This is a genomic window from Mesonia mobilis DSM 19841 (assembly GCF_000423405.1).
GTDB lineage: Bacteria > Bacteroidota > Bacteroidia > Flavobacteriales > Flavobacteriaceae > Mesonia > Mesonia mobilis.
The window spans coordinates 242090-255939 of record NZ_AUHX01000006.1; the positions used below are offsets into that span (position 1 = coordinate 242090).

General features: G+C 36.1%; 10 protein-coding genes. 2 read left to right on the forward strand and 8 right to left on the reverse strand.

The features are described from left to right. Positions 1-50 precede the first annotated feature (50 nt). From frr to rplM, 6 genes are all read right to left on the reverse strand, one after another. Positions 51-605 (reverse strand): ribosome recycling factor, encoded by a 555-nt coding sequence (gene frr / locus G551_RS0107070; RefSeq protein WP_027884903.1) that lies wholly within the window; start codon positions 603-605, stop codon positions 51-53. A 32-nt stretch (positions 606-637) separates the two neighbouring features. Further along, positions 638-1345 (reverse strand): UMP kinase, encoded by a 708-nt coding sequence (gene pyrH, locus G551_RS0107075; protein ID WP_027884904.1) that lies wholly within the window; start codon positions 1343-1345, stop codon positions 638-640. 116 nt (positions 1346-1461) lie between these two features. Then, positions 1462-2289 carry a translation elongation factor Ts gene (tsf, locus tag G551_RS0107080; protein WP_027884905.1) on the reverse strand — a complete coding sequence of 276 codons (828 nt, stop codon included), beginning with the start codon at positions 2287-2289 and terminating at the stop codon, positions 1462-1464. 98 nt (positions 2290-2387) lie between these two features. Then, on the reverse strand, positions 2388-3254 hold the full coding sequence (rpsB, locus tag G551_RS0107085; RefSeq protein WP_027884906.1) for a 30S ribosomal protein S2: 867 nt from the start codon (positions 3252-3254) through the stop codon (positions 2388-2390). Positions 3255-3413: 159 nt separating this feature from the next. Continuing rightward, a complete protein-coding gene (rpsI, locus tag G551_RS0107090; RefSeq protein ID WP_027884907.1) occupies positions 3414-3800 on the reverse strand; it encodes a 30S ribosomal protein S9 in 387 nt (128 codons plus the stop codon). After that, positions 3801-4256 (reverse strand): 50S ribosomal protein L13, encoded by a 456-nt coding sequence (gene rplM / locus G551_RS0107095; RefSeq protein ID WP_027884908.1) that lies wholly within the window; start codon positions 4254-4256, stop codon positions 3801-3803. Positions 4257-4510: 254 nt separating this feature from the next. Between rplM and G551_RS16210 the strand changes: the two genes are divergently transcribed. Next, positions 4511-8350, forward strand: a complete 3840-nt coding sequence (locus G551_RS16210) for a T9SS type A sorting domain-containing protein (RefSeq protein WP_051191317.1) — start codon at positions 4511-4513, stop codon at positions 8348-8350. A 70-nt stretch (positions 8351-8420) separates the two neighbouring features. On the opposite strand, the gene G551_RS0107105 is transcribed toward G551_RS16210, so the two are convergent. Continuing rightward, positions 8421-9050 carry a hypothetical protein gene (locus G551_RS0107105; RefSeq protein ID WP_027884909.1) on the reverse strand — a complete coding sequence of 210 codons (630 nt, stop codon included), beginning with the start codon at positions 9048-9050 and terminating at the stop codon, positions 8421-8423. Positions 9051-9111: 61 nt separating this feature from the next. Further along, positions 9112-11961 carry a DNA polymerase I gene (gene polA, locus G551_RS0107110; protein ID WP_027884910.1) on the reverse strand — a complete coding sequence of 950 codons (2850 nt, stop codon included), beginning with the start codon at positions 11959-11961 and terminating at the stop codon, positions 9112-9114. A 192-nt stretch (positions 11962-12153) separates the two neighbouring features. Between polA and G551_RS0107115 the strand changes: the two genes are divergently transcribed. Further along, positions 12154-13371 (forward strand): metallophosphoesterase, encoded by a 1218-nt coding sequence (locus G551_RS0107115; RefSeq protein WP_027884911.1) that lies wholly within the window; start codon positions 12154-12156, stop codon positions 13369-13371. The last annotated feature ends 479 nt before the right edge of the window (positions 13372-13850 follow it).

Genomic DNA, 13850 nt, shown 5'->3' on the forward strand with positions numbered 1-13850 from the left:
AAAAAAGCGACAGAAATTGTCGCTTTAATTAAAATTTAGTAATTAACGGGTTAAACCGTCATAATTTCTTTTTCTTTAGTCGCTAAAATGCTGTCGATCTTATCGATAAATTTATCGGTAAGGTTTTGAATATCTACCTCTGCATTTTTCTTTTCATCTTCAGAAACATCTGTTTTCTTAATATCGTTATTAGCAGATTTTCTATCGTTTCTTACACCAACTTTAGCATCTTCTGCTTGCGCTTTTGCTTGCTTTGCTAATTCTTTACGGCGCTCTTCAGTTAATGGTGGTACGTTAATAATTACGCTTTCTCCATTATTCATCGGGTTGAAACCAAGATTAGCAACCTGAATTGCTTTTTCGATCTCTTGAATCAACGACTTTTCGAATGGCTGAATAGAAATTGTTCGAGCATCTGGAGTATTTACGTTTCCTACTTGATTTAAAGGAGTTTTTGCTCCGTAGTACTCTACCATTACTCCGCTTACCATATTAGGGCTAGCTTTACCGGCTCTAATTTTAGTAAGTTCTTTTTCTAAATGAGTGATCGCTTTTTGCATAGACTCTTCTGCAGAATCTACAATAAATTTAATTTCTTCATCCATCGCAATAATTTTTAAAAACCTGTTGGTTATTCTTATAGATTAACTTTTGTCCCGATATTTTCTCCGGAAACTACTTTTAGTAAATTTCCGTCTTTATTCATATCAAAAACAATAATTGGTAATTCGTTTTCTTGGCTTAGTGTGAATGCCGTCGTATCCATCACTTTTAAGCCTTTTCTCAACACATCATCAAAACTTATAAAGTCGAATTTAGTGGCTTCTCTGTCTTTCTCAGGATCTGAGGTGTAAATACCATCTACTCGAGTCCCTTTTAAGATCACATCGGCTTCAATTTCAATAGCTCTTAAGACCGCAGCAGAATCTGTGGTGAAATAAGGATTACCGGTTCCGCCTCCAAAAATAACGACTCTTCCTTTTTCTAAATGTCTTAAAGCCTTTCTTCTAATAAAAGGTTCTGCAACTTCATTTATTTTAACGGCAGACTGTAAGCGAGTTTCCATCCCAGCGTCTTCACAAGCGCTTTGTAACGCTAGACCGTTAATTACGGTTGCTAGCATTCCCATATGGTCACCTTGCACACGATCCATCCCTTTACTGGCTCCGGCAACACCTCTAAAAATATTACCGCCACCAATCACGATCGCTACCTGAATTCCTTTATCTACAACAGTTTTTATTTCTTTGGCATATTCTGCTAAACGCTCAGGATCTATACCATACTGGCGTTGACCCATTAATGCTTCTCCTGAAAGTTTTAAAAGAATTCTTTTGTATTGCATAGCTTTTGTATCGAGTTGTGCAAATATAATGATATTCTGAATTTGTAAAAGTAATGTATAAAAAAACCGCTTTCATTTTTTTGAAAGCGGTTTTCATTATTTTGATTAGGAAGTGACTATCCTAAAGCGACTCTTTCGAAAGCAACAACTTCAGCATCTTTTCCTAAAGCGTCTGCTACGTATTGAGCAACAGATTGCTTGTTATCTTTAATAAATGCTTGGTGTACTAACGTGTTGTCTTTAAAGAAACGTTTGATCTTACCTTTAGCGATGTTGTCTAACATATCTTCCGGCTTACCTTCTTGACGTAATTGATCTTTTGCAATTTCTATCTCTTTATCGATTGTTGCTTGATCTACACCATCTTCATTTAAAGCAACAGGATTCATTGCTGCAGCTTGCATAGACACATCTTTAGCAACTTCTTCTGCGTTATCTCCAGCTTTAGATAAACCAGTTAAAACAGCAATTTTGTTACCTGCGTGAATGTAAGAACCTACGAAAGGAGCTTCTAAAGTTTTGAAAGCACCGATCTCGATTTTCTCACCGATAACTCCAGTTTGTTCTGTAAGTTTTTCTTCTACAGTGATTCCTTTGTAATCTGCAGCTAATAATTCTTCTTTAGAATTACAGTTTAATGCTAATTGAGCAAAGTCGTTTGCTAACGCAACGAAATCATCGTTTTTAGCTACGAAATCTGTCTCACAGTTTAATGAGATTACAACTCCTTTATTAGCGTCTGCATTTACAACTGCGATTGCAGCACCTTCAGAAGAATCTCTGTCGGCTCTCTTTGCAGCAACTTTTTGTCCTTTTTTACGTAAAATTTCGATTGCACTGTCAAAATCTCCTTCAGCTTCAACTAAAGCTTTTTTACAGTCCATCATTCCGGCTCCGGTAGCCTTTCTTAATTTATTTACTTCAGCAGCAGATATTTTTGCCATGATTTTTTGTTTTATGTTAACTAATAAGTCGTTTAGCTTACGATTTTAAGAATAAAAGAGCTAAACGACTTATCATTAAAAATTATGAAATTGTTATATTAATTGTCTTCTTTAGAATCAGCTTTTTCTAAAGTTTCTTTTTTAGACTCTAATTTAACGTCTTTTTTAGCTTCTTTCATTGCTTTTTTATCTTCAGCATCTTTAGAAGGAACTTCTGCTTTTGCTTCTTTTTTAGGAGCAGCAGCTTTTTGTTCTTTCTTAGCAGCTTTATCTGCTTTTCTTTCAGCTAAACCGTCTACGATAGAATCTGCTACGTAAGACATTACTTTTTTGATCGATTTAGAAGCATCGTCGTTTGCTGGGATTACGTAATCTACCTCTCTTGGGTCAGAATTCGTATCTACCATTGCAAAAATTGGAATGTTTAATTTTTGTGCTTCTTTAATAGCAATGTGTTCACGAGTGATATCTACTACGAATAATGCTCCCGGAAGGCGAGTCATATCTGCAATAGATCCTAAGTTTTTCTCTAACTTAGCTCTCATACGGTCTACTTGAAGACGCTCTTTTTTAGAAAGAGAGTTAAAAGTACCGTCTTTTTTCATACGGTCTACAGAAGCCATTTTCTTAACTGCTTTACGAATGGTAACGAAATTGGTTAACATTCCACCAGGCCAACGCTCAGTAATGTAAGGCATGTTTGCTCTTGAAGCTTCTTCAGAAACAATTTCTTTAGCTTGTTTTTTGGTAGCTACAAATAAGATTTTTCTACCGCTGGCTGCGATTTTGCTAAGCGCCTCGGCAGCTTCTTGCATTTTTGCAGCACTTTTATATAAGTTGATGATGTGAATACCGTTACGCTCCATATAGATGTAAGGAGCCATGTTTGGATTCCATCTTCTTGTCAAGTGTCCAAAATGTACACCTGCATCAAGTAATTCTTTAACTTCTACTTTATTTGCCATTTTTGTAATAGTTTACGTTCTGTTGAGATAGCAATAAACAAGTGGCGATGTTTCGGCCTTGCTTATTTAGATGCTAAACTAACTTCATTAATTACTAATGAATAACAACAATACTTTTTTAAAAATTTAATTTTTGAAAGAATACTCTTCCAATAAATATTAACGTTTCGAGAATTGGAATTTCTTACGTGCTTTCTTCTGACCGAATTTCTTACGTTCAACCATTCTTGGGTCTCTTGTAAGTAATCCTTCTGGCTTAAGTGCACTTCTGTTCTCTTCGTTTAATTCGCACATTGCTCTAGCGATAGCAAGACGAACAGCTTCTGCTTGTCCTGTGATACCACCACCATTTACGCTAACGTTAAGATCAAAATTACCTTCGTTACCGGTTAACATTAAAGGTTGGTTAACTTTGTACTGTAAAGTACCGGTAGTGAAGTAATTGTTAAGCTCTTTTTTGTTGATTGTAATGCTTCCGCTTCCTTCAGAAACATATACACGAGCTACAGCAGTCTTTCTACGACCAATTTTGTGAATTGTCTCCATTTACACAAGTTCGTTTAGGTTAATAGATTTAGGCTTTTGAGCTTCGTGATCATGTTCAGAACCTACATAAACCTTTAAGTTTTTGAAAAGAGCAGAACCTAATTTGTTCTTAGGTAGCATCCCTTTTACAGATTTTTCGATAAGTCTTGCAGGATCTTTACCGAATAATTCACTAGCTGTTAAGCTTCTTTGTCCACCCGGGTAGTTGGTATAGCGAATGTATTCTTTCGCGTCCCATTTTTTACCTGTTAAGTTGATTTTTTCTGCATTAATAACGATTACGTTATCTCCACAATCAACGTGTGGGGTGTAGTCTGGCTTGTACTTACCTCTAATAAACTTTGCAGCGATAGAAGCAAGACGACCAAGCGATTGTCCTTCAGCATCCAACACAACCCATTCTTTATTTACGGTTTTCTTGTTGGCAGATACTGTTTTGTAACTTAATGTGTCCACACTAAAATTTTTTAATTATTAAACATTCCATTCCCTTTCCCAATTTGGGAAACGGGGTGCAAATGTACGATTATAAATTTATTTGACAAGCGTGTGGTGTAATATTTTTACCTAAGTTCGCTAATAACCAAATGATTAAATTGAAATTTGCTTGGATTTTTTCTGAATTCAGCTAACAATTTAATAACAATGCTATAATTTTACTGTAAATACTTTTTGTGGATAGATATCTATTATTGCTAAAAATTTGAATTATGATCAAAAAACTACTTCTAAGGTTACCTTTATTGGCCTTTATTCTTACCTATAATCTGTTTGCTCAACTTACAGAAAATTTTGATAACGGAAATTTTGGACCTGGTTATAACACCGGTACAATAAATTATGATAGTGGAACGTGGGTTGTAGATGAAGTGATAAATGATCTAGCTAATTCGAGATCAGGAGCTTCTGCAAGATTAGATGATGATACTTCTGGAGCCAGTCTTACGACGCCCGTTATTAATAGTGGAGTGGGAGAAATCTCTTTTTGGTATAGAGAGTTAAATAGTGGAGGAGGAACAATTGAAATTCAAAAATCTACCGATGGTGTCAATTATACAACTATAGCTACGCAAGCTTTTGCTGGAACTACATATGCTCAATTTACTTATACGGTAAATGATGTCTCTACAGGATTAACGATTAGAATTTTAAGTGACGATAATGCAGGTCATTTGATAATTGACGATTTTTCGACAACCGCCTATTCTCCTTCAGGAAATCAACCACCTCAAATCATTAACATTACACAAACACCAACTAGCGGAAATGTAACTTCAAGCGATGCTGTGTCTGTTTCGGCAGATGTGACCGATAGCGATAGTAATATTGCGAATGTAGAATTACACTGGGGAACATCAACAGGAAATTTATCAAACACGATTGCAATGAGTTTGAGTAGTGGTGATACTTATATAAGCAATACCGATATTCCTGCGCAAGCCGATGGGACTACCGTTTATTATGAAATTGAAGCGACAGATGATGATGCTACTCCCGCTACAGAAGCTTCAGATGAAGAGAATTATTTGGTAGATGACAGTGTAGAAATTATTTCTGATGACTTTCAAGATTGTGGAAATATTTCTTTTACATCGGTAAGCGTTTCTTCTAATGCAGATTGGGAATGTAGTAGCGGATATTTTCAAATCAATGCTTATGGAGCAGATGTTGCGGCGGAAGATTATTTAATTTCTGAGGAATTGAATTTAGATCTTTATGCAAATGAGACACTAACTTTTGAAAGTTATAATCAGTATACCGATAACGGTATTTCTGGACCAGAAGTAGAATTGCTTTATACGAATAATTATACCGGAAACCCGAGTACCACTAGTTGGAATTCTTTAAGTGCGACTTTTGCATCAGCAAATTCAACTACTTGGACAGCTTCTGGAGATATAGATCTTACAGGAATTTCAGGAACTAGCGTTAGAATTGCTTTTCGTTATACTTCTTCGGGAACCGGAGGAGGAGATACTTCATTGTGGCGAATCGATAATGTAGAATTAACAGGATATTTAAGTGAAAATCTTCCAACGCAGATTACCAGTATCACTCAAAATCCGATCAATGGAGAAGTAACTTCAGCTGATGCGGTTTCTATTTCGGCAAATGTTACCGATAGTAACGGGATCGCCGATGTGGTCCTGGCTTGGGGAACTACTAGCGGAAGTTTATCGAATACAATTACCATGAGTTTAGACAGCGGTAATACTTATACCGCTAATACCGATATTCCTGCACAAGTCGATGGAACTACTATTTATTATGAAATTGAAGCGATGAATAACGATCTTGATATTGTGACAAGCTCAGAAATAAGTTATACGGTTGAAGATCCGTTACTTTTATACATTACAGAAGTTGCTGATGCTTCAGATTATAAAAATGAATATATTGAGATTTACAATAATGGTACGATTCCTATAGATATGACAGGCTTCAGTTTAATAGCAGATGAGTCTACTTCTTGGGAATTAGGAGATGATATAGGTACCGCAACTATTCCGGCAAAAGGATTTTTAATAATCACAAGAGTAGGCTCACAAGCTAATTTTGAAAGTGAATTCGGAACTTTAACTACAAATACTGTTTTTGTTACAGGAACCGAAGGTATGTATTTTGGTACAGGAACTTCTAGAAGATGGCAACTTACAGATGGTGCCAGTGAAATTATCGATGATACACAAACTACTGTTGCAGGAAGTAATAGTAGAACTTATCAAAATATTTTTTTATTAGACTTTGTTGATGATACCCATGCAAACGCAAATCCGGGAGAATTAGATTATTTGTTATATAAAGATGGAGTGTGGACAAATAATGATGCGGTTTCAAATTCAACTGCTACGAAAGATGTTTTGTTGTATGATGATTTTACCGTTAATACCAATATTTCTTTAAATAGTTTGTTCGTTGATCATAATGCAAATGTAGCTATTGAAGCTGTTCTTCATGCTAACGGAAACATCACCAACAACGGTTCGATCACATTTGTAAGTAACGCCACAACGACCGGACAGTTAGATGAATTTTATGGAACAATTAGCGGGAACGATATTAGAGTAGAGCGCTTTATTCCGGGAGATGCGGTAGATGGCGTGAGAGCATTTAGATTTTTAACCAGTGCGGTCACCACTTCAACTTCTATTAATGCCAATTGGCAAGAAGGCGTGAATAATACTACGACAAACTTTAGTAATAATCAAAATCCTGATCCTGGTTTTGGGATTCATATTACAGGTTCTACGACGGGAGCAAATGGTTTCGATGCAACGCCGAGCGGTAATCCTTCTCTATTTGGTTTCGATAATCAATACACCGATGCAAATCAAGCTTGGTACGATGTTGCAAATACCGATGTAAATACTTTAACCGCAGGAGAACCTTACCGTGTTTATGTTCGTGGTAATAGAGGCATCGATGTTACAGATAATAGTTCTACACCTATAAATCCGGCAGTAATTAGAGCGACCGGAGACATGGCGACAGGAAACCAAAGCAGTACTTTAGGAAGCACTCAAGACCATTTCAATTTTATAGGGAATCCTTACCAAGCTATTGTCGATATAAATTCAGTTTTGGCAAATTCAACAAATTTAAACACGAATCAATATTACGTTTGGGATCCTAATATGAATACGCAAGGAGCTTATGTCACAGTAGATTTGTCTACAGGAAATCCTACGCCGTCAGCTTCTGAAGCAAACCAGTTTTTACAACCTGGTCAAGCGGCTTTCGTGACGACCTTAGCTAATGGTGCTTCTTCAGTTTTATTCCAAGAAAGTGATAAGGCAACAAGTGAAGCTTTTACTGAAGTTTTTAGAGGAGCTAATCAATCTACCACTTCAACCATAAATATCGATTTGCAAACTCAGGAAGCTTATGCGAATAACGGAAAACTGGCTGACGGAGTTCTATTGAAGTTCTCATCAAACGCTTCTAATATGATCGAAGCAGATGATGCAACCAAACTTGGAAATTTAGATGAAACGCTTTCAATCGTAAATACTAATCACTATCTGAGTATTGAAAGTAGAGCTTTACCGCAAGCAGGAGAAGATGTTCCGTTTTATTTAAACCAATATCGCCATCAAGCTTATGTGTTTAGAATAAATTTAAATGAAGTTAGCGGAGTCACAACTTATTTGGTTGATGACTATTTAGGTACGCAAACCGAAATGATCAATAATCAAGAGAATGTTTATAGTTTTAATGTAGATGAAGCTCAGTCAGGAAGTATAGATCCAGAACGTTTTTCGATTGCTTTTGCTGAAGAAAATCTAGGAATATCAACTATTGCAGAAAACACATTTACAATTTATCCTAATCCTTCAACCGCTGGAGAATTCACCTTGCAATTAACGCAATTAAATTCAAATGAAGTAAAGTTGAAAATATTCAATATGCTTGGAAAGCAAGTATACCAGAACCAATTCTCTGCTGAAGCTCAAATTCTAGTACAAAATACAGGTCTGGAAGCCGGGATTTATTTAATTCAGGTGAAAATTGATGGAAAAACTTCAACACAAAAAATAATAGTGAAATAAGATTATTCTTTATCAAAAGTAACAACGCCCATTTCTTTAGAAATGGGCGTTGTTACTTTAAAACGGAAGTCTATTTTAAAAATCCTTGTGCTTTTAAATCTTTATGATATTGTGCAATATCTTCAGGAATTTCGTTACTAATAAGCCAGCTTGCATCTAGTCCATTTTCCAAAGCAAAATAGTTGAGTTTTGGTTCATTTGCGATAAAATTTCCTAATTCATGAAGATCATCTTCAAACTCCATATGTAAATCTTCGTGCATTTTATCGATGAGCAATAAAGTTCTGTAGGTTCTTACAATCACATATAAGCTGAATTTTCGAGCTTGTATTTGCGTCGATTTTTTGAATAATTTTTTGCTGTTTTTAATTAGGGTGTTTAACATCAAAAGATTTAGTGAAACCTCGCCGAACTTATCTTTGGTGATTCTTACGTGCTCGCTAATTTCACCACTCAAATAACGTGTGAGCATTTTTAAATGGTTAAGCGATTTGGCAAAACGTGTAATTTCTTCAGCTCTAACCTCAACTCGGCTTTCCATTTTTAAACGATGATCGTCAACGGTTTGGTCGTCGATCAATTCAAAATAAAGTCGGTTCACGAGATTTTCATCTTTCTTGAGTAAACGAATCAGTAATTTATCTTTTTCGCTTTCAGATAAATGTAGCACCGCTTCTTTAAACTCTTTGCTGAATTTCATAGTTTATATAAATCTAATTCCTACTGCCTAAAACCCAATACCTAAAACCTACTCTCTAAATTTAATGTGCTTCCAGCCAATTTTGCCCGATGCCTAATTCAACATCGAGTGGTACTTCTAGTTTAAAAGCGTTTTCCATTTCAGATTGAATGATGGGTTTTAAAGTTTCTAATTCATCTTTATGCACATCGAACACCAATTCATCATGAACTTGTAACAGCATTTTAGATTTGTAATTACCGGCTTTTAATTTCTGCTGAATGTTGATCATCGCCACTTTAATAATATCGGCAGCGCTACCTTGTATAGGCGCGTTTACTGCGTTTCGTTCGGCACCGCTTCTAACCATTGCATTTCCTGCATTAATATCTTTTAAATAACGACGGCGTCCCATCACGGTAGAAACATAACCGTGTTCGCGAGCAAACTCTACTTGCTCGTCGATATAATCGCGAAGTTTTGGATAGGTTTTGTAATAGGTTTCGATCAATTCTTTCGATTCTGCTCGGTTTAAATCGGTTTGGTTGCTAAGACCGAAAGCAGAAACCCCATAGATGATTCCGAAGTTAACGGTTTTGGCGTTGCTACGTTGCTCACGAGTTACCTCTTCTAGCGGAACATCAAAAACTTTGGCTGCTGTGGTTGCGTGAATATCTTCTCCATCCTGAAAGGCTTTTATCATCGTTTCTTCTTTGCTTAAAGCGGCGATAATGCGGAGTTCGATCTGCGAATAATCAGCAGCGAGCAGTACATAATTTTCATCACGCGGAATAAACGCTTTTCGCACTTCTCGACCACGTTCAGTTCTAATTGGGATATTTTGCAAGTTCGGGTTGTTAGAACTTAATCTTCCCGTGGCAGCAACGGTTTGCATATAATCGGTATGTATGCGTCCGGTTTTTTCTTCAATTTGTTCCGGTAGCGCATCGACATAAGTGTTTTTTAATTTTACAAGTCCGCGCCAAGTAAGAACATCGGCCACAATTTGATGATCGTTAGCTAAGTAAGAAAGCACATCTTCTGCGGTAGAATATTGCCCGGTTCTCGTCTTTTTAGGTTTGTCGACTAATTTTAATTTTCCGAAGAGAATTTCTCCTAATTGTTTAGGAGAACCAATGTTGAATTCTTCATCGGCCTCTTGATAAATTGTTTTCTCCAGTTGAAGAATATCTTTTTCGAGCGCATCAGAAAGTTTTTTAAGAAAATCTTTATCGAGTCGAATTCCTTCCATCTCCATTTCAGCCAAAACACGCAGTAACGGAACTTCGATATCGTTAAACAGCTTTTCGTTGTTGGCATCTTTTAATTCTTCAGCAAAAAATTGTTTGAGCTGAAGCGTAATATCGGCATCTTCTGCAGCGTATTCTGTTTGCTCTTCCACAGGAACTTCACGCATCGATTTCTGGTTTTTACCCTTTTTACCAATTAGCTTTTCAATAGAAACCGGTTGGTAGTTGAGGTAAGTTTCAGAAAGTACATCCATATTATGGCGCATATCCGGGTTAATAATGTAATGCGCTAACATGGTGTCGAACAATGGGCCTTTTACTTCAATATCGTAATTGGCCATTACTTTGATATCGTATTTTAGGTTCTGACCAATTTTTTCAATGTCTTCCGATTCAAAAAACGGGCGAAGTAATTCTACTGCTTCTTGTGCTTTTTCATCATCTTCAGCAATTGGTAAGTAGTAACCTTTTCCTTTTTCCCAACTAAACGCAATGCCGACTAATTTAGCTTGGTGCGTGTTGAGGTTTGTTGTTTCGGTATCAAAACAAACCGATTTTTGCTTCATGAGTTTTTTTAGAAACAATTCGGTTGCCATTCCCGGTTCGATATGTTGATACAGATGCGGAGTGTTTTCTATGGTTAAATAACCCTGAATGTTTTCTGCGGAAATATTTTCTGCATCGCCATCGCCGCCAAAAAGTGAAAACTGTCCTGCGCCGGCTGTTGGTTTTGCCTGCTTTTTCTTGTCTGAAGTATCTTGTTGCGTCGTTAGGCCTTTGGTTGAAACTTCACCTTCTTGGTTGTACATTTTTACAAACTGCTCGGTAAGTCTTCTAAATTCTAGGTCTTTAAAAATTTCAACTACCTTTTCTGCATCGGGTTGGGTGAGTTCGTATTTTTCTTCATCGAAAGTCACATCGCAATCGGTAAAAATGGTAGCTAGTTTTTTAGAAAGTCTTCCTAATTCGGCATTTTCAATCACTTTCTCTTTCATTTTCCCTTTCAGCTGGTCGGTGTTTTCTAATAAACCTTCCATACTGTCGAATTGAGCGATAAATTTTTTGGCAGTTTTATCACCCACTCCGGGTAAACCAGGAATGTTGTCTGAGGCATCGCCCATCATTCCTAAATAATCTATCACCTGTTCTGGTCGCTCAACGCCAAAGCGTTTTTGGACTTCCGGGATTCCCCAAATCTCAATACCGTTACCCATTCTTGCAGGTCGGTACATGAAAATATTTTCAGAAACGAGTTGCCCAAAATCTTTATCGGGCGTAACCATAAAGACTTGATAGTTTTGTTTTTCAGCCTGCTTAGCTAACGTCCCAATAATATCATCGGCCTCTAAACCTTCTAATTCAACACAAGGGATGTGCATGGCATTGATAATATCTTGAATAATCGGGATCGATTGTCGTATTACATCTGGCGTTTCGTCACGATTACCTTTGTAATCTTCATACATTTCTGTTCTGGCGTGGCTTCCGCCTTTATCAAAACAAACCGCGAGATGATCTGGTTTTTCTCTCTTGATCACGTCGAAAAGAGAATTCATAAATCCCATAACGGCAGAAGTATCTTGACCTTTAGAATTGATTCTCGGGTTTTTTATAAGTGCATAATAGCCTCTAAAAATAAGAGCATAAGCATCGAGAAGAAAAAGTCGTTTTTGTTGCGCCATGGTTTGTTTTATTTAATTGCTGATGTTTTCAAAATTACACTTAATTTAAAAAAAGAGAATGATGAATTTGTGAAAGATTGAAAAGTGAATTTATCTATAAGTGATAACAAATTCACTATCAAGTTAAATTATTTAAAATAATAGGCGTTTTCTGTAGGTTGAAGTAGCTTTGCGCTCGTAAAATTTGAAAGTATGCGTTGGGCAATTTTTATTGTTATTTATATAGTTTTTGATGTCTATGCTTTTCAGGCATTAAAAACCGTTACCAGGTCTAGTTGGATTCATTATTTATACTTAGCCATTTCGTTATTGGTGCTGGGTAATTTTCTTTATCAATTTTTACAACCGGGGGAAGGGCGAGTACTTTCGATTGCTAAAAGTTATGCCGCCGGATTTTTATTAGCCTTATTTTCAGCTAAAATCATCTTGGTCTTATTTATGTTTGGCGAAGATTTGGTGCGATTAGTAATTGGCGGAGTGAGAAAATTGAGCGGAAGTAATGCTGAAAAAATGATTCCGTCTCGACGCGGTTTTGTGAGTAAAATCGCATTGGGTATTGCTGCCATTCCGTTTGCTTCTTTGCTATACGGAATGTATAAAGGAAAATACAATTACCAAGTCTTGAGCTATGAATTAGAATTTGATGATCTTCCCGATGCGTTTGATGGCTACCAAATCACTCAAATTAGCGACGTGCATAGCGGAAGTTTTGATAATCATAAAGAAATTGAATACGCTGTTAATTTAGTAAATGAACAGGAAAGTGATGTGATTTTCTTTACCGGAGATTTGGTAAACAATATGGCTTCTGAAATGAAAGATTGGAAAGCTCTTTTTTCAACTTTAACAGCTAAAGATGGTGTGTTTTCTATTTTAGGAAATCATGATTATGGCGATTATGTAGATTGGGAGAATGGTCAAGCGAAAGCAGAGAATCTTCAGCAACTAAAAGATCTTCAGCAAGAAATGGGCTGGAATTTATTGTTGAATGAACACCGAAAACTCCAAAAAGGAAACGATGAGATCGCTATTGTTGGAGTTGAAAACTGGGGAGCCGGTGGTTTTGTGAAACATGGCGATGCCGATAAAGCTTCAGCAGGATTAAGTGACAAAGATTTTAAAATTATGTTGAGTCACGACCCGTCATATTGGCAACAAAAATTGAAGAACGATCCTAAAAAATATCAACTTACCTTAAGTGGTCACACACACGGAATGCAATTTGGTATCGAAATTCCGGGATGGATCAAGTGGAGTCCTGTAAAGTATCGCTATAAGAATTGGGCAGGTATTTATAAAGAATTTGGTAATTACATTAATGTAAATCGTGGTTTTGGTTACTTAGGTTATCCGGGTAGAGTGGGTATTTGGCCAGAAATTTCTGTCATACGATTAAAAAAGAAGGTTTGATGTTGTTTATCTTTACTTATTTGTTAGTTAACGGATTAAGTCTTCTTTTGGTCGAAAAAAATAAAATTAGGTAATTTTTCATATACTTTTATTCCTGAATTAATATTACATAATTTAATTATTGAATGTCCGTAATGCATCATAAAATGTTTCATCACCCTGAACTTGATTCAGGGTCTCATCTGATAAGCTTTGATTTTTAGCATTATATGAGATTCTGAAATAAATTCAGAATGACGCAGAAATTAATTATTACAAATAACGGATAATCAATTTTAATTACATTAAAATTAAATTTACCCCACTTTTTTATTTTGAATGTAATTTTTCTAAGCTACCTCAAAATTTAAGAGGTAGCTTTTTTATCCAAAATCTTAGTGAGAAAAGCTACAATTATTCTAATTTTTTTGGAATGGTAAATAATTAATCTTTAGGTTTAATGAAACATTTAATATGATTTCTATAAGAACTTCGTAGTT

What these genes read in the sequence shown, in the direction of transcription:
- G551_RS0107115 (WP_027884911.1), top strand. Translation starts at nt 12,154, where the DNA reads ATGCGTTGGGCAATTTTTATTGTTATTTATATAGTTTTTGATGTCTAT.
- G551_RS16210 (WP_051191317.1), top strand. Translation starts at nt 4,511, where the DNA reads ATGATCAAAAAACTACTTCTAAGGTTACCTTTATTGGCCTTTATTCTT.
- rpsB (WP_027884906.1), bottom strand. Translation starts at nt 3,254, where the DNA reads ATGGCAAATAAAGTAGAAGTTAAAGAATTACTTGATGCAGGTGTACAT.
- tsf (WP_027884905.1), bottom strand. Translation starts at nt 2,289, where the DNA reads ATGGCAAAAATATCTGCTGCTGAAGTAAATAAATTAAGAAAGGCTACC.
- G551_RS0107105 (WP_027884909.1), bottom strand. Translation starts at nt 9,050, where the DNA reads ATGAAATTCAGCAAAGAGTTTAAAGAAGCGGTGCTACATTTATCTGAA.
- pyrH (WP_027884904.1), bottom strand. Translation starts at nt 1,345, where the DNA reads ATGCAATACAAAAGAATTCTTTTAAAACTTTCAGGAGAAGCATTAATG.
- frr (WP_027884903.1), bottom strand. Translation starts at nt 605, where the DNA reads ATGGATGAAGAAATTAAATTTATTGTAGATTCTGCAGAAGAGTCTATG.
- rpsI (WP_027884907.1), bottom strand. Translation starts at nt 3,800, where the DNA reads ATGGAGACAATTCACAAAATTGGTCGTAGAAAGACTGCTGTAGCTCGT.
- polA (WP_027884910.1), bottom strand. Translation starts at nt 11,961, where the DNA reads ATGGCGCAACAAAAACGACTTTTTCTTCTCGATGCTTATGCTCTTATT.